General features: G+C 70.4%; 14 protein-coding genes. 4 read left to right on the top strand and 10 right to left on the bottom strand.

Features of this window, described 5'->3' with window-relative positions; translation table 11 throughout:
* Positions 1 to 41: 41 nt before the first annotated feature.
* Together LAJ50_RS01565 and LAJ50_RS01560 are read right to left on the bottom strand one after the other, a co-directional pair.
* Positions 42 to 983: an alpha-E domain-containing protein gene (locus LAJ50_RS01565; RefSeq protein ID WP_130551144.1), complete on the bottom strand. Its 942-nt coding sequence runs from the start codon at positions 981 to 983 to the stop codon at positions 42 to 44.
* Complete coding sequence (locus LAJ50_RS01560; protein WP_138654842.1) at positions 983 to 2,428, bottom strand: circularly permuted type 2 ATP-grasp protein; 1,446 nt, start codon at positions 2,426 to 2,428, stop codon at positions 983 to 985. Before LAJ50_RS01560 ends, LAJ50_RS01565 begins: the two co-directional genes overlap by 1 nt.
* Positions 2,429 to 2,588: 160 nt before the next feature.
* Between LAJ50_RS01560 and LAJ50_RS01555 the strand changes: the two genes are divergently transcribed.
* Complete coding sequence (locus tag LAJ50_RS01555; RefSeq protein WP_138654840.1) at positions 2,589 to 3,329, top strand: pteridine reductase; 741 nt, start codon at positions 2,589 to 2,591, stop codon at positions 3,327 to 3,329.
* 115 nt (positions 3,330 to 3,444) lie between these two features.
* On the opposite strand, the gene LAJ50_RS01550 is transcribed toward LAJ50_RS01555, so the two are convergent.
* The 6 genes from LAJ50_RS01550 to rhlB form a co-directional block, all read right to left on the bottom strand.
* Positions 3,445 to 3,852 carry a 2-amino-4-hydroxy-6-hydroxymethyldihydropteridine diphosphokinase gene (locus tag LAJ50_RS01550; RefSeq protein ID WP_130551147.1) on the bottom strand — a complete coding sequence of 136 codons (408 nt, stop codon included), beginning with the start codon at positions 3,850 to 3,852 and terminating at the stop codon, positions 3,445 to 3,447.
* Entirely contained in the window at positions 3,849 to 4,205 is a 357-nt protein-coding gene (gene folB, locus LAJ50_RS01545) for a dihydroneopterin aldolase (RefSeq protein ID WP_130551593.1), read from the bottom strand. Before folB ends, LAJ50_RS01550 begins: the two co-directional genes overlap by 4 nt.
* A 5-nt stretch (positions 4,206 to 4,210) precedes the next feature.
* Positions 4,211 to 5,053, bottom strand: coding sequence for a response regulator (locus LAJ50_RS01540; RefSeq protein ID WP_130551148.1), 843 nt, complete (start codon positions 5,051 to 5,053; stop codon positions 4,211 to 4,213).
* Positions 5,054 to 5,066: 13 nt separating this feature from the next.
* The gene (gene ftsX, locus LAJ50_RS01535; RefSeq protein WP_130551149.1) at positions 5,067 to 6,032 is read right to left on the bottom strand and encodes a permease-like cell division protein FtsX; all 966 of its coding nucleotides are present in this window, start codon (positions 6,030 to 6,032) and stop codon (positions 5,067 to 5,069) included.
* A gap of 37 nt (positions 6,033 to 6,069) precedes the next feature.
* Positions 6,070 to 6,756: a cell division ATP-binding protein FtsE gene (gene ftsE / locus LAJ50_RS01530; RefSeq protein WP_130521682.1), complete on the bottom strand. Its 687-nt coding sequence runs from the start codon at positions 6,754 to 6,756 to the stop codon at positions 6,070 to 6,072.
* Positions 6,757 to 6,891: 135 nt separating this feature from the next.
* Entirely contained in the window at positions 6,892 to 8,682 is a 1,791-nt protein-coding gene (gene rhlB, locus LAJ50_RS01525; RefSeq protein ID WP_130551150.1) for an ATP-dependent RNA helicase RhlB, read from the bottom strand.
* A gap of 225 nt (positions 8,683 to 8,907) precedes the next feature.
* Between rhlB and trxA the strand changes: the two genes are divergently transcribed.
* Positions 8,908 to 9,249: a thioredoxin TrxA gene (trxA, locus tag LAJ50_RS01520; protein WP_130551151.1), complete on the top strand. Its 342-nt coding sequence runs from the start codon at positions 8,908 to 8,910 to the stop codon at positions 9,247 to 9,249.
* 267 nt (positions 9,250 to 9,516) lie between these two features.
* Positions 9,517 to 11,241, top strand: a complete 1,725-nt coding sequence (rho, locus tag LAJ50_RS01515; RefSeq protein WP_224096629.1) for a transcription termination factor Rho — start codon at positions 9,517 to 9,519, stop codon at positions 11,239 to 11,241.
* Positions 11,242 to 12,082: 841 nt separating this feature from the next.
* Here the strand turns inward: rho and LAJ50_RS01510 are convergent.
* Complete coding sequence (locus tag LAJ50_RS01510) at positions 12,083 to 12,955, bottom strand: energy transducer TonB (RefSeq protein WP_138655393.1); 873 nt, start codon at positions 12,953 to 12,955, stop codon at positions 12,083 to 12,085.
* A gap of 159 nt (positions 12,956 to 13,114) precedes the next feature.
* Between LAJ50_RS01510 and LAJ50_RS01505 the strand changes: the two genes are divergently transcribed.
* Positions 13,115 to 14,941, top strand: coding sequence for a monovalent cation:proton antiporter-2 (CPA2) family protein (locus LAJ50_RS01505; protein WP_130551154.1), 1,827 nt, complete (start codon positions 13,115 to 13,117; stop codon positions 14,939 to 14,941).
* A 14-nt stretch (positions 14,942 to 14,955) separates the two neighbouring features.
* Here the strand turns inward: LAJ50_RS01505 and LAJ50_RS01500 are convergent, their stop codons facing one another.
* Positions 14,956 to 15,312, bottom strand: a complete 357-nt coding sequence (locus LAJ50_RS01500) for a tRNA-binding protein (protein WP_138655390.1) — start codon at positions 15,310 to 15,312, stop codon at positions 14,956 to 14,958.
* Positions 15,313 to 15,333: the final 21 nt, after the last annotated feature.

The following is a 15,333-nucleotide window of genomic DNA, read 5'->3' as shown; positions in this document are numbered from 1 at the left end:
CAGGCCCGATCGAGAGAAGCTGCCAGGCTCCAACTCGTTCCTTAGTTGTAGAAGTACCCCTCGACGATGGCGTGATGCAGATCGCTCAGGCGCGTCTGGATATCGTCCATGAAGCCGGCCGGGTTCTTCGCCGCGAGCCACACCGGATCGGCGTTGCGGGTCATGCCGACCACGCGGTTGAGATGGCGGTCCACGCTCGGCCGCGCCGGCATCGTCGGCAGCACGTGCTGGGCGCGGGTCAGGCAGAACTGCACGCTGCGCGGGAACTCGGTGTTCTGCAGCAGGAAGCGCAGCGCGTGCTCGCCGGTGACGCGCTGGCGCACGTGGCGGCGGTACATCTGGTAGGCGGCCAGGGAGCGCAGCACCGCCATCCACTGCATGTTGCGGAACGCCTCGCGGTCTTCCTCGGTCCGCGGGGTGATCAGGCCCGAGGCGCCGGCGTCGATGATGCGCGTGGTCATGTCGGCCTGCTCGATGCCGGTGCCCAGGCGCAGGAACTGATAGCCGATATCGCGACTGACGTTGGCCAGCAGCAGGCCGGACACCTTGAGGCAGCCATCGACGGTGCGGCTGAGGAACTCGTCGCGATAGCGCCGCTGCAGCGCGCGTTCGCCGCTGGCCCCCACGTACAGGTACAGGTCGTTGACCGCTTCCCACACCTCCTGCGGCAGGGCGTCGCGGATGCCGCGCAGGATCTCGCGCGCCTGGGTCAGGGTGACGCGCAGCGAGGAGGGATTGAGTTCGTCCAGCAGCAGGAAACGCACCACCTCGGTATCGGCCACATCGGTGCCGGCGTCGGGATGGAGTGCGGCGAACACCTCGCCGGCGCCCACCGTGTCGATCATCGGCCGCCAGGTGAAGCGCACCGAGCGCGGCAGGTCCAGCTGCAGCATGCTGCCCACGCCGACCAGGCGCGCGGTGTTCTCCGCGCGGCGGATGTAGCGGCTGAACCAGTACAGGTTGTCTGCGACGCGCGAGAGCATCAGGCGTCTCCCTCCTCGTCGACCACCCAGGTGTCCTTGGCGCCGCCGCCCTGCGAGGAATTGACCACCAGCGAACCGGGCGTCATCGCCACGCGGGTCAGGCCGCCGGTGGTCACGTAGGTGTCCTGGCGCGAGAGGATGAACGGACGCAGGTCCAGGTGCCGCGGCGAAGGGCCTTCGTCGGTGACGATCGGCGCGGTGGACAGGTTGAGCGTGGGCTGGGCCATGTAATTGCGCGGATCGTCCTGGATCAGGCCGCGGAACTTCTCGCGCTCGGCCGCGCTGGCGCGCGGACCGATCAGCATGCCGTAGCCGCCGGATTCGTTGGCCGGTTTGACCACCAGCTGGTCCAGGTGCTCGAGCACGTACTTGCGATCGGCCGCGTCGTGGCACAGATAGCTGGGCACGTTGGGCAGGATCGGCTCCTGGTCCAGGTAGTACTTGATCATCTTGGGCACGTAGGCGAAGACCACCTTGTCGTCGGCCACGCCGGCGCCCGGCGCGTTGGCCAGCGCCACCTTGCCGGCGCGCCAGCTGCGGATCAGCCCCGGCACGCCCAGCATCGAATCGGGGTGGAACACTTCCGGATCGATGAACAGATCGTCCACGCGCCGGTAGATCACATCCACGCGCTGCGGACCGTACACGGTGCGCATGTAGGTGCAGTCGTCGTCGGCGACGAACAGGTCCGAGCCTTCGACAAGCTCGATGCCCATGGCCTGCGCCAGGTAGGCATGCTCGAAATAGGCGCTGTTGAACACGCCAGGCGTCAGCAGCGCGATCACCGGCGCATCGCCCGGGCGCGGCGACAGCGCGGCCAGGGTCTCGTAGAGCTGGCTGGGGTATTCGTCCACCGGCAGGATCGAGCTGGTCTCGAACAGTTCCGGGAACACGCGCTTGGCCACCATGCGGTTCTCCAGCATGTAGCTCACGCCGGAGGGGATGCGCAGGTTGTCCTCCAGCGCGTACAGCGTGCCGTCGGCATCGCGCACCAGGTCCGAGCCGCAGATGTGCGCCCACACGCCCAGCGGCGGCGAGATGCCCACGCACTGCGGGCGGAAGTTGACCGAGTCGGCCAGCAGCATCGCCGGGAACACCTTGTCCTTGACGATCTGCTGCTTGCCGTAGATGTCGCCGATGAACAGGTTCAGCGCCTGCATGCGCTGCTTGAGGCCGGCCTCGGTGACCTCCCACTCGCGGCGCGGGATGATGCGCGGGATCAGGTCGAAGGGCAGCGTGCGGTCGACGTTGCGGCCATCGGAATAGACGGTGAAGGTAATGCCCATGACCCGGGCGGTGACGTCGGCGGCCAGCTGGCGCTCGGCCAGTTCGCGCCCCGAAAGGCCTCCCAGGTACTCGACCAGTCGGCGCGCGGCGGGACGCGGCTGGCCGTCGGCCTGGATCAGCTCGTCAAACGTGGAAGTCCGATACTTCGCCCAGTCCATTCGCTCCGTTCCGATGCCCTTGCAGCCAGCGGAAAGCGGTCGCGAAAGGGTTCTTCGGCAACATGCCCGCAAACCATGACCGGCGTCAAGCAATCGCGTCGGCGCGTCGGACCGCCCGGCGATGCCACAATCCGGGTCCGTTTCGTCGCTCGCAACCGCCATGTCCGACCAACCCCGCGTCGCCCTGATCACCGGTGCCGCCAAGCGCATCGGCGCGGCCATCGCCCGCGCCCTGCATGCCGACGGCTACGCGCTGGGCCTGCATTACCGCGGCTCGGCGCAGCAGATGCAGGCGCTGGCCGACGAACTGGAGGCCGCGCGCCCGGGCAGCACGCTGGTGCTGCAGGCCGAGCTGGCCGACACCGAGCGGCTGCCGGCGCTGGTCGAGGACACGGTGCGGCGCTTCGGCCGGCTCGATGCCCTGGTCAACAACGCCTCGGCCTACTACGCCACGCCGATCGGCACGGCCACGCCCGAGCAGTGGGACGCGCTGTTCGCCTCCAATGCGCGCGCGCCGTTCTTCCTCTCGCAGGCAGCCGCCCCGCACCTGGCGGCCAGCCGCGGGGCGATCGTGAGCATCGCCGACATCTACGCCCAGCGTCCGCTGCCCGAGCACACGCTCTACTGCATGGCCAAGGCCGCGCTGGTGATGATGACCCAGTCGCTGGCGCGCGAACTGGGCCCGCGGGTGCGGGTCAACGCGATCGCGCCGGGCAACATCCTGTGGTCGGAGAACCCGACCAAGGCCGAGACCGAGGCCCTGCTGCGCGAGCGCGTGCCGCTGCAGCGGCAGGGCGCGCCGGAGGACATCGTCTCGGCGGTGCGCTGGCTGCTGGACGGCAATGCCTACATCAACGGCCAGGTGGTGGCGATCGACGGCGGGCGCTCGGTGTTCGTGTAGCGCGCGGGCGTGGGCGCGTGTGACAGCGGGCGTGCCGGGTTGGAGCCGCCATGGCGGCGATGGGGCTCTCCCGGTAAGGCCGCATCGCCGCCATGGCGGCTCCCACGCAGCTCGATCAGGCCAGCGCAGTCCCGCGCAGCTGATCCAGCACGTCCTGCATCAGGTCCAGGAACAGCGCGTGGCCCAGCTTGCGGTCGTCGCGCCACAGCACGATGCCGTGGCCGTCGCATTCGCAGGCCAGGTCGAGGTCGATCACGCAGTCGGCCGCATTCGGCGTGCGGCCCAGCGCGGCCTCGATCTGCTTGAGCCGCGCCGGCAGCGCCTCGCGCGTCAGCGCGGTGGCCAGCACCACAGCCTGATTGTGGAAATGGCGCGCATCGCCGGGGCTGACGCTGGGCCCGCTGACCCGGCGCGAGACCGCCTCGATCAGGCCTTCGACCGCCAGCGATTCGATCGCCCGTTCCAGCACCAGCGGCGAGGCCAGGCTGGTGCCGAGCAGCAGCACGTAGCGGTGGGTCTTCATGCGGCGTGGCGCACGATGCGCACGCCCACCCCGCGCGCGGCCGGCACGGCCTGCGGCTTGGTCACGCGCAGGGCGATGCGGCGGATCGGGAACTCCCGCAGCAGTCGCGCGGCAACGGTCTCGGCCAGCGCCTCGACCAGCGCGAAGGCCGAGCCGGCGCAGGTCTGCTCGATCGCCTCGGCCACCACCGCGTAATCCACCGTGTCGCCCAGCGCATCGCTGCTTCCGGCCGCGCGCGTGTCCATGGTCATCTCCACGTCGAACACCAGCGGCTGCGGACCGGTCCGCTCGAAGTCGTATACGCCGATCAAAGCCTGCGTCCGCAGCCCGTCGATGAAGACCACATCGTCCATCGCGCTCATGCGTCCACGCGCGCGCCGGCCATCCGCGCCAGCCGCAGCTGGAACAGCACCTTGGTCACCAGCAGGCGCTCCTCGATGGGCTTGAGCACCAGGTCGTTGGCGCCGTCGCGCAGCAGTTCGGCCTGGTTGTCGCGGTTGCTGTCGCCGGTCATCACCAGGATCGGCAGGCGCCGCTTGCCGTAGTCGAAGTCCACGCGCACGCGCCGGACGATGTCCACGCCGCTCAGCTCGCCCTTCAGCGTGACATCGGTCAGCACCACGTCGAAGCGGGTGGCCGACAGGCCCAGGCATTCGGCGGTGAGCAGGGCGAAGGCGTCCTCGGCGCGCAGCACGTGGACCACCTTCAGCCCGTGCCGCTCGAGCATGCGCGTGGTGGTCTCGGCCACCACGCGGCTGTCCTCGACATAGAGCACGGTCGAGCCGGGCACCGGCTCGGGCTGCACGTAACCATGGATGAAGGCGGCCAGCGCCTCGTGGCCCAGCGCCTTGTCGAAGTAGTCGGTGACGAACTCGGTGAAGCGGCGCTCCTCCAGATGCTGCTGCGCCTCGCCGGAGACCACGATCACCGGCACGTAGGCCTGACCGGCGGACTCGCGCACCGCACGCGCCACTTCCAGCCCGCTGCCGCTCTTGAGCGACAGCGCGGTGGTGACCAGGTCGACCGGGCCTTCGGCCAGCGCCTGGCGCGCTTCGGCCAGGCTCGCGCAGCCGACCACCTGCACCTGCGGCAGGTCGCGCTTGAGCACGTCGGCGATCAGCTTGCGCACCATCTTGGAGCCGTCGACCACCATGACCCTGGGGGCGTCGCTGATCAGGTGCCGCAAGTCTTGGGGGGCCATAGGCGCTGTGCGGTCAGGTGTCGGTCGGGCGGGTCTGGCGCAGGTAGTGCCCGGTCACCCACCAGGCCCCCAACCAGCCGATGATCAAGGCCGCCACCAATACCAGACCGGCGCGCACCGGGTCCAGCCCATCGAGCGCGAAGCTGCTGCCGTAGCTGTGCGCCAGCGCCTCCAGCGGCGCGCGCAGGGCGGCACCGGCCACCAGCACCAGGCCCAGCGCCAGCAGCCCGGCGCCCAGGCCGTACCAGGCGCCCAGATAGATGAAGGGGCGGCGGATGAAGCCGTCGCTGGCGCCCAGCAGCTGCAGTACGCCGATCTCCTCGCGCCGCGACTGGATGTCCAGGCGCACCGTGTTGCCCACCACCAGCGCCGCGCCCAGGCCGAACAGCGCCGCAAGCACCCACACCAGCCGCGTGCCGAAGTGCAGCCAGCCATCCAGGCGCTGGCGCCAGACCGCGTCGTGCTGGACCACGTCGGCCTCGGGCAGCTGGCCCAGCGCCTCGGCCAGCGCCGCGTCGTCGCCACCGGGGATCACCACCAGCTGCGCCGGCAGCGGGTTCTCGTCCAGCGCATCGATGGCCGCATCCAGCCCGCTGAGCCTGCGGAAGTCGGCCAGGCCCTGCTCGGGCGTGCGCAGGTCCACGCGGGCCACGTCCGGGCGCGCACGGACTTCTTCGGCCAGCGCGCGGGCGCGCTCGGGCGAGGTGTCGCGCTTGAGGAACACGTCCACCTGGCGCGAAGCCTGCACGCTGCCGGCGAAGTGCTGCACGTTGCCCAGCGCCAGCCACAGGCCCAGCGGCAGGGCCAGCGCCACCGCCATCACGCCGATGGTCAGCGCCGTGGACCAGGGCCGGCGCAGCGCGCGGCCCAGGCTGGAGACGAAGCTGTACAGATGTTGGTCCAGCCAGATGCCCACGCCCGAGCGCGGGCCGGCGACGCGGCGGTTGGGTTCGATCTTCGGGCCCGGTTCGTCGCTCATGCGCGCACCCCTACGGAACTTGCAGCAGTCATGGCCATTACTCGGCCAGGTCGTCGGGGCTGATGTCGTCCATCAGCCGGCCATGGTCCAGGATCAGCACGCGCTTGCGCATGCGCTTGATCAGGGCCAGGTCGTGGCTGACCACCAGCACCGAGGTGCCGCGCTCGGGCATGGAGGCGAACAGCGACATGATCTCGGCGGCCAGGGTCGGGTCGAGGTTGCCGGTGGGCTCGTCGGCGACCAGCAGGCGCGGCTCGGACACGATCGCCCGGGCGATGCCCACGCGCTGCTGCTCGCCGGCCGAGAGCTGGGTCGGCAGCGCGCGCTCGCGATGGCCCAGGCCCAGGCGGGTCAGCACCTCGCGTACGCGCTTGCCGATGTCGCCGCGGCGATCGCCGCGCAGGATCAGCGGCAGGGCCACGTTCTCGGCCACGGTGCGGTCGGTGAGCAGGCGGTGGTCCTGATGCACTGCGCCGACATGGCGCCGATGCAGCGGGATCTGGCGGCCGCGCACCTTGAGCAGGTTGCGCCCGTCGAACACCACCGCGCCGCGGCTGGGCCGCTCGCTCAGGTGCACCAGCCGCAGCAGCGTGCTCTTGCCGGCGCCGGAGTGGCCGGTGACGAACAGCATCTCGCCCTCGCCCACCTCGAAGCTGACATCGGACAGGGCCTCATGGCCCCCGGGATAGAGCTTGCTGACGTTTTCGAAGCGCAGGACGGTCATGCCGCGATTATGCCCGCGCGACGCGAAGAACGAGTGCGTGACCCGCGGAGCGGGAAGAGGAGCGAGGAACGCGCGGCGGCGAAGCGGCCGCAGCGCCGATGCGTTGCGCGCCGCCTCGCCCGCGTTCCTCTCCCGTCAGCCGCCGACCAGCGACTTGATCTTGCGGCCCAGGCGGGTCAGGAACGAGTCGTTGCCCGCGGCCGACGCGGCGGCCGGGGCCGGCTTGGCCTTGGCGACCGGCGCGGCGGCCGACGGCTCGGGCTTGGCGCGCGGCGCGCGCGGGCCAGCGGCGCCGTTGCCGGAGCCGGCCGAGGGCTGCGCCGCGCCTTCGGCGCCTTCGACCGGACGGCCGTGGCGGCGACGACGGCGCTTGCGCGGGCGCTTCTCGCCCTGCGGCGCGTTCGGATCGTGCGGCGCCTCGCCGCCCACGGCGGCGGCCGGCACGGGACGCGGCGCTTCGGCCACCGGAGCGTCGGCGATCGGCGCCACGGCCGCCTCGCCGGCCACCGGCTCGCTGCGCGGACGGCGCGGCGGACGCGGGCCGCGGCTGCCGGCGCCATCGCGGGCGCCGCTGCGGCCGCCCTCACGCGAACCGCTGCGACCACCGCCGCCGGAACCGGAGCGCCCGCCACCACGGCGCGCCTCGTCGGCGGCCTTCTGCTCGCGCGCCTCGCGGAAGATCGCGCTGACGCTTTCGGCCTCGCCGTCGTCCTCGCCCGGCGGCAGCGGCGCGCGCTCGGGGCGCGGCAGCGCGGTCAGCAGCTCGGCGGTGACCGGCTCGACCGGGATCTTCTGCTCGATGTAGGCCTCGATGTCCGGCAGGCTCATCGCATAGCGCTCGCAGGCGAAGCTGATGGCGTCGCCCTCGGCCCCCAGGCGCGCGGTGCGGCCGATGCGGTGCACGTAGTCCTCGGCGTCGAACGGCAGGTCGTAGTTGTAGACGTGGCTGACGCCGTCGATGTGCAGGCCGCGCGCGGCCACGTCGGTGGCCACCAGCAGCTCGAGCTGGCCGGCCTGGAAGCGCTTGAGCAGGGTCTCGCGCTTTTTCTGCGGCACATCGCCGGACAGCACGCCGACGCGGTAGCCGGCGCGCTCCAGGGCCCGGGCCACACGCTCGACGAAGGCCTTGGTGTTGACGAACACCATCGTGCGCGCGCCCTCGCTGCGCGACAGCAGGCCCAGCAGCAGCGGGATCTTCTCGTCGTCGGCCGGCAGGTACATGCGCTGGCGCACGCGCGCGGCGGTGACCGTCTCGGCCTCGACGACCAGCTTCTCCGGTTCGTTCATGTGCTCGTAGGCCAGCTCCAGCACGCGGTGGCTGAGCGTGGCGCTGAACAGCAGCGTCTGGCGCGTAGTGCGCTCGGGCATGCGCCGCAGCAGGAAGCGGATGTCCTTGATGAACCCCAGGTCGAACATGCGGTCGGCCTCGTCCATCACGCACACCTCGCAGGCATGCAGGGACACGACCTTGTGCTGCTTGACGTAGTCGATCAGGCGGCCCGGCGTGGCGATGATGATGTCCACGCCCTGCTGCAGCAGCTCGCGCTGCTTGTCGTAGTCCACGCCGCCGTAGACCAGCGCGAAGCGCAGGCCCAGCGACGAGCCGAACTTGACCGCGTCCTTGTGGATCTGGATCGCCAGCTCGCGGGTGGGCGCCATGATCAGCGCGCGCGGATCCTCGGGCTTGCGGTCGGCCAGCGCCGGCCGGGTCAGCAGGCGGTTCATCACCGCCACCAGGAAGGCTAGCGTCTTGCCGGTGCCGGTCTGGGCCTGGCCGGCCACGTCGCGCCCGGCCAGCGCCACCGGCAGGGTCAGCGCCTGGATCGGCGTGCAGCGGGAGAACCCGGCCGCTTCCAGCCCGGCCAGCAGGTCCGGATGCAGGGGAAAGGAGTTGAAGGTGACGTCGGTAAGAGGCTTGTCGCTCATGAATTCTCTTTGCGCCGGGGCCCTGGGGCGGCGGCGGGCTGAAGGGGGCGGAGAGGTCCGCTTGCATCGCCGGCAACCCGGTCGCACACTGGCGCCCTCGATGCCGGGTGGCGCGGCCTCCCCCTAAGCATGCAGGGCTTGATCGGGCCGCGAAACACCCCATTTTACCGCATCCGGCGGCCATCTTCCGGCCCCGCACCGCGAAACTCCCACGGAGACCCCCTGATGAACGACAAGGTGACCCACGTCGGCGACGCCGATTTCGACGCTGCCGTGCTGCAGTCCGACGAACCCGTCCTGGTCGATTTCTGGGCCGAATGGTGCGGCCCCTGCAAGATGATCGCCCCGGTCCTGGACGAACTGGCCGACGCCTACGAGGGCCGCCTGAAGGTGGTCAAGCTCAACGTCGACGACAACCGCGCCACGGCGATCAAGTACCACGTGCGCAACATCCCGCTGCTGCTGCTGTTCAAGGACGGCCAGGTCCAGGCGACCCAGGTCGGCGCCGTCGGCAAGGGCCAGCTGACCCAGATGATCGACAAGGCCATCGGCGCGCAGGCCGCCTGATGCCCCGCCCCGCGGCGTCCCGCGGGGCCTGAATCCGCTGCAAACCGATGCCGGAGCGCGCTTGAAGCCGTTCCGGCGCGGTGCTAAGGTCAAGATATCCGGCGCTTGGGGTTCTCGCGCCGCACCCCTTCTGCAACACCACCCACCGTCACTTCAACAGCCGCCCGCGCCCCTTCACGTGCCGCCGGCAGGCTCGCAACCTCTTAAGCGAGGAATCGCCCTTTGTCCGACAGCAACGAAACCGGCGTCGCCACCGCCGAGAAGCGCGTGCGCAAGCCGCGCGTGAGCAAGACCGCCAAGCCCGACGCCATCGCCCAGCCCGACCTGGCCCTGGACAGCGCGCCCCCCGCGCCCAGGCCCGCCCCGGCGCCGGAAGCCAGCGCGCCCCTCCCGGCAGCGCCGCCCGCCGCACCGGTCGAAGCCAGCGCGCCGCGCAACGAAGGCGGCGGCGACGGCGCGCCGAACGAGCCCCGGCAGGCCCCGCAGGGCCAGAGCGGTGAGGCCAACGGCAACGGCCAGCACAACAATCCGCAGCGCTTCCAGAACAACAACCAGAACCACCAGAACGGCCAGCAGCAGGGCCAGGGCAACAACCGCCGCGAGCGCTTCCGCAATCGCCGCGACCGCGAGCGGGGCCGCAACGACCGCTACAACGACGGTCTGCCGCAGGACGGCGCCAGCGAGACCTTCGTGCCGCGCCCGCATCCGCAGGTGCCCGAGGGCTTCCCGCAGTACTCGCTGAGCGATCTGAAGAAGATGCCGGCGCACAAGCTGATCGAGATCGCCGACCAGCTGCAGATCCAGGAAGGCGTGGCCCGCGCCCGCAAGCAGGACGTGATCTTCGCCCTGCTCAAGGTGCTGACCCGCCACGGCGAGGGCGTGGCCGCCGACGGCGTGCTGGAGATCCTGCCCGACGGCTTCGGCTTCCTGCGCGCGGCCGAGGCCAGCTACCTGGCCGGCCCGGACGACACCTACATCTCGCCCAGCCAGATCCGCCGCTTCAACCTGCGCACCGGCGACCACATCGCCGGCCGCATCCGCTTCCCCAAGGATGGCGAGCGCTACTTCGCGCTGAACATCGTCGACACCATCAACGGTGAGCCGATCGAGGCCAGCAAGGGCAAGGTGCTGTTCGAGAACCTCACCCCGCTGTTCCCGCGCAAGCGCTTCCACCTGGAGCGCGGCAACGGGTCGTCCGAGGACATCGCCGGCCGCATCCTCGACCTGATGGCGCCGCAGGGCAAGGGCCAGCGCTCGCTGATCGTCTCCCCGCCCAAGGCGGGCAAGACGATGATGATGCAGCAGATCGCCACGGCCATCACCACCAACCACCCCGACGTGCACCTGATCGTGCTGCTGATCGACGAGCGTCCGGAAGAAGTGACCGAAATGCAGCGCACCGTGCGCGGCGAGGTCATCAGCTCGACCTTCGACGAGCCGGCCGCGCGCCACGTGCAGGTCGCCGAGATGGTGATCGAGCGCGCCAAGCGCCTGGTCGAGCACAAGAAGGACGTCGTGATCCTGCTCGACTCGATCACCCGCCTGGCCCGCGCCTACAACAACGTGGTGCCGTCCTCGGGCAAGGTGCTCACCGGCGGCGTGGACGCCAACGCCCTGCACCGCCCGAAGCGCTTCTTCGGCGCGGCGCGCAACGTGGAGGAAGGCGGCAGCCTGACCATCATCGCCACCGCCCTGGTCGACACCGGCAGCGCGATGGACAAGGTGATCTACGAGGAGTTCAAGGGCACCGGCAACTCGGAAATCCACCTGGATCGCCGCATCACCGAGAAGCGCGTCTACCCGGCCATCGCGGTCAACCTCTCCGGCACCCGCCGCGAGGACCTGCTGATCGAGCCGGACCTGCTGCAGAAGATCTGGATCCTGCGCAAGCTGCTGCATCCGATGGACGAAATCGCCGCGATGGAGTTCATGCTGGACAAGATGAAGAACACCAAGTCCAACGACGAGTTCTTCAGCTCGATGAAGCGCTGAACCGCGCCTCTAGCAGCCCAACAAGGAGCCCCGCATTGCGGGGCTCTTTGTTTTTCTCCCAGCCTGTGTGCGGGAATGACTCCAATGTGCGGAGTCGGTAAAGCCGGCTTCGGTGAACAGACGGCCCGGCCGGGCGCGGCTCCCCGGCTCGGCCCGCCATCCCTGGCGGACTCGCCGACGCGAGCCAACTTGGCCCGCTCCCCGGCCGGGTCGAGGCGCTGCGAGCGTGCAGATCAGGACTTCTTCCAACGAAGCCATTGAGCAAGCGCTCTGCCCCCTCCCTTCCGCCGCAGGCGAAGGGGAGCTCGAAGTCGCGAACTAGCGACTGAGGGGGTGAGGTGCTTTTGCTGTTGCTTCGGTGGCTTGACCGGTAAAGCTCCGACCCCTCCCCGTCCCTCCCCTGCGCTGCGCGCAAGGGAGGGGGCCTCAAGTCGATACCCTCCCGTCACCGATCGCGCTCTGCGCATGGGCGAGGGTCTCGAACGACCGCGCAAACCGAAGCCCTTGACCTGACGCGCGAGGCAGCGGTCCGGCGGGCCGGGGCCGCGACCAGCGAGGCAGGACGCCGAGCGCCCGAATCAGGGCAGGATGCCCTGATCGAGGGATAAGCGGCCCCCGCCCGCCGGACCGCTGCCCATCCGAAGCCGCACCGCTCACCTGCAACGCAATCTCAGGATCGCGAGCAGAGCCGGTTCTTGGTGCTTCGAACGAAAGTCCCTGGGTTCCCGCGTTCGCGGGAACGACGATGGAGGTGTGTAAGTCGGGGCAGATGCCATGACCGAGGGACAAGCGAACATTACCCGCCGGAGCGCTGCACCTCCGAAGCAGGAGCGCGCCCGCGCTAGCCCTGGCCGAGATCGGTCCGCAGGCGGATCGCGCCTTCGCCGACCGGGGCGAGCGTCCCGGCCTGGGCGGCATCCACGTCCTGGGCGCGGGCCAGTTCGGGCCGCAGCCACGGCGCCGGCATGTGCGGACCGGGGATGTAGGGCTCCCAGGTGCCGTAGCCGGGGCGCTGGCGCGCGAGCGAATACTCGATCGGCACGCGCGAGGTCCAACCGCCCTCGGGATGCTTGGGATCATTGGCGGACGGCGTGAACTGCCAGGCCCGCGTGGCGGCGATGGCCGACTGCTCCAGCACCTTGCGCCAGCGCGCCATCTCGCGCCCGTTGGCCAGCACGCGCAGATTGGTCTGCTCGGCGAAGGCCTGCTGCACCTTGCCGTCCGCGCCGACCTTGATCAGCAGAAAGACCGTGCCCGACACGTTGGACGCCGCGGCCACCGCCGGATAGGCCGGCGGCGGCATCTTCTGCTGCTTGAGCCAGGTCGCATCGACCTCCTCGTCCTGGTCGCCGGTGAAGGACGCGCTGCGGATGCTCAGCACGTAGTTGCCGTCCGCGCGCTTGTACGCCACCAGCCGGATGCGCATGCGCGAGCGCACCTCCGCCGGCTTGCCCTCGACCAGGATCGGCTCGAACTCCCAGCTGGGCACGGCGCGGTCGACCAGCTGCATGACGTCGCTGGACAGCTTGTCCGGCTGATCGATGTGGAAGTCCCTGACCTTGCCGTCGCCGGCGATGCGGATGTCGCCGGTGACGACGAGGCTGGATTCCAGCGTTTCCCGTACTTCGCTCCGGGTCTGCGCGAACGCGGCGGCGCCTGCGATCGCGAGCAGCGCGCCGCAGCAGGCGGCCACGAATCCGTTGGGCATGCGCATGGTCGATCCCTGTCCACGATGAGGCGTCGAGCTTGCCGCGCCGGCGGAACGACGACAAGTGCCGTCCGGCACAGCGCAGGCCATGACAGTGCAGTCCACGCGCGCGGCCGGTCAGGCGCGCGCGCGGCGCATAATGGGACAGGTGCGTAAGGAATCTGGATGAACGACGGCGGTCTGCAACTTGCGCTGGTGTTCCTGCTGGCCGGCGTGGTGGCCGTGCCGGTGTTCAAGCGCTTCGGGCTGGGTGCGGTGCTGGCCTACCTGGTCGCCGGCGCGCTGCTGGGGCCCCATGGCTTCGGCTTCGTGCGCGATGCCGAGCGCATCCTCAACGCCTCCGAAGTAGGCGTGGTGATGCTGCTGTTCGTGATCGGCCTGGAGCTCTCGCCCTCGCGGCTGAAGGTGATGCGCAAGCCGGTGTTCGGCACCGGTGGATTGCAGGTGCTGCTGACCACGCTGCTGCTGGGGGCGATCTGCCTGTGCCTGGGCCTGGGCTGGAAGAAGGCGCTGGTGATCGGCATGGGCCTGGCGCTGTCCTCCACCGCGGTCAGCCTGCAGCTGCTGGCCGAGCGCAAGGCGCTGGCCACCGACTACGGCCGCACGGGCTTTGCCGTGCTGCTGTTCCAGGACCTGGCCGCGATCCCGCTGCTGGTGGCGATCCCACTGCTGGGCGGCGCCAAGAACCAGACCCTGAGCTGGGCGACGGTGCTGGAGGCGGTCGGCGCGATCGTGCTGGTGGCGCTGTTCGGCCGGCTGGCGCTGCGGCATCTGTTCCGCATCGTGGCGCGCACCCGCATGCCCGAGGTGTTCACCGCCAGCGCGCTGCTGGTGGTGCTGGGCACGGCCTGGCTGATGCAGCTGGCCGGGCTGAGCGCGGGCCTGGGCGCGTTCCTGGCCGGCGTGCTGCTGTCCGACTCCGAGTTCCGCCACGAACTGGAATCGCAGATCGAGCCGTTCAAGAGCCTGCTGCTGGGCCTGTTCTTCATCGCCGTGGGCATGTCCATCGACATCGACCGCATCCGCGCCGAGCCGCAGATCATCGCCGCCGGCGTGCTGACCCTGCTGCTGGTCAAGGCCGGCGTGCTGCTGGCGCTGGGCCGCTGGCAGGTGCGCATGAGCTGGCGCGCGGCGCTGAAGCTGGGCGCGGTGCTGTGGCTGGGGGGCGAGTTCGCCTTCGTGGTGTTCAACCAGGCCGCGCAGGCGGACCTGCTGAGCGGGCAGCAGCGCGACCGGCTGGTGGCGATGGTCGGCCTGTCGATGGCCGCCACGCCGCTGCTGCTGATCGCGGCCAGCCGCTGGCTGGACCAGGCGCCGGCCGCGCCCAAGCGCGCCTTCGAGGAGGTCGAGGACCTGCAGCCGCGCGTGCTGATCGCCGGCATGGGCCGCTTCGGCCAGATCGTCGCGCGCCTGCTCACCGCCCAGCGCGTGTCCTTCGTCGCGCTGGAACACAGCCCCGAACAGGTGGACACCCTGCGCCGCTTCGGCAATGCGCGGCTGTTCTACGGCGATCCCACCCGGCCCGACCTGCTGCGCGCGGCCGGCGCGCAGCACTGCAAGGTATTCGTGGTGGCCATGGACGACCCGGACACCAACATCCGCTGCACGCGCCTGATCCGGCGCATGTATCCGGCCGCCACGGTGCTCAGCCGCGCGCGCAACCGCCAGCACGCCTGGCGGCTGATGGACCTGAGCGCCGAACCCTTCCGCGAAACCTTCGGCTCCAGCCTGGAAATGGGCGAGCGCGTGCTGACCGCGCTGGGCGTCGACGAGGAGGAGGCCGCGCGGCAGGCGCGGCGCTTCCGCGCGCACGACGAGAAGCTGCTGCGCGAGCAGTACCTGGTCTACGACGACGACGCGGCACTGATCCAGACCGCGCGCGATGCGCGCCGCGACCTGGAAAAGCTGGTCGCGGCCGACACGGCGCCGCCGGCCGCGACGGACGCCCCTCCCTCTGCGACGACGACGGAGAAGCCGCCGGCCGGCGACTGAGGCCGCGCCGGCGCTCAGCCCAGGCGCGCGCCGTTGGGCACGGGACGCTCCAGCGTGGTGATCACCACGCCCTGCTCGGTGTAGGCGCCGGTCAGCAGGAACTGCGACTTGAACGGCCCGATCTGCTTCTCCGGGAAGTTCAGCACCGCCACGATCTGTTGGCCGACCAGGTCCTCGGGCGCATACAGGCTGACGATCTGCGCGCTGGTCTTGCGCTGGCCGTAGGGGCCGAAGTCGGCCCAGACCTTGTAGGCCGGCCGGCGCGCCTCGGGAAACGGCTCAACCTTGAGAATGGTGCCGGCGACCAGCAGGACCTTCTCGAAATCGGCCCAGGTGATGGGAGCGGCATCGGCGGCGGGCACGTCGGACATCGGCGGGGGATCCAGCGGGAG

This window comes from Pseudoxanthomonas sp. X-1, assembly GCF_020042665.1.
GTDB classification, from domain to species: domain Bacteria; phylum Pseudomonadota; class Gammaproteobacteria; order Xanthomonadales; family Xanthomonadaceae; genus Pseudoxanthomonas_A; species Pseudoxanthomonas_A spadix_A.
The sequence above is the reverse complement of the archived record's forward strand: the minus strand, read 5'-3'. Positions and strand labels throughout refer to the sequence as shown.

Excerpts from the sequence above, each read along its gene's own strand:
- trxA (WP_130551151.1), top strand. The coding sequence starts at position 8,908 with ATGAACGACAAGGTGACCCACGTCGGCGACGCCGATTTCGACGCTGCC.
- rhlB (WP_130551150.1), bottom strand. The coding sequence starts at position 8,682 with ATGAGCGACAAGCCTCTTACCGACGTCACCTTCAACTCCTTTCCCCTG.
- LAJ50_RS01555 (WP_138654840.1), top strand. The coding sequence starts at position 2,589 with ATGTCCGACCAACCCCGCGTCGCCCTGATCACCGGTGCCGCCAAGCGC.
- LAJ50_RS01560 (WP_138654842.1), bottom strand. The coding sequence starts at position 2,428 with ATGGACTGGGCGAAGTATCGGACTTCCACGTTTGACGAGCTGATCCAG.
- ftsE (WP_130521682.1), bottom strand. The coding sequence starts at position 6,756 with ATGACCGTCCTGCGCTTCGAAAACGTCAGCAAGCTCTATCCCGGGGGC.
- LAJ50_RS01550 (WP_130551147.1), bottom strand. The coding sequence starts at position 3,852 with ATGAAGACCCACCGCTACGTGCTGCTGCTCGGCACCAGCCTGGCCTCG.
- folB (WP_130551593.1), bottom strand. The coding sequence starts at position 4,205 with ATGGACGATGTGGTCTTCATCGACGGGCTGCGGACGCAGGCTTTGATC.
- LAJ50_RS01510 (WP_138655393.1), bottom strand. The coding sequence starts at position 12,955 with ATGCGCATGCCCAACGGATTCGTGGCCGCCTGCTGCGGCGCGCTGCTC.
- LAJ50_RS01505 (WP_130551154.1), top strand. The coding sequence starts at position 13,115 with ATGAACGACGGCGGTCTGCAACTTGCGCTGGTGTTCCTGCTGGCCGGC.
- LAJ50_RS01540 (WP_130551148.1), bottom strand. The coding sequence starts at position 5,053 with ATGGCCCCCCAAGACTTGCGGCACCTGATCAGCGACGCCCCCAGGGTC.
- ftsX (WP_130551149.1), bottom strand. The coding sequence starts at position 6,032 with ATGAGCGACGAACCGGGCCCGAAGATCGAACCCAACCGCCGCGTCGCC.
- LAJ50_RS01565 (WP_130551144.1), bottom strand. The coding sequence starts at position 983 with ATGCTCTCGCGCGTCGCAGACAACCTGTACTGGTTCAGCCGCTACATC.
- LAJ50_RS01500 (WP_138655390.1), bottom strand. The coding sequence starts at position 15,312 with ATGTCCGACGTGCCCGCCGCCGATGCCGCTCCCATCACCTGGGCCGAT.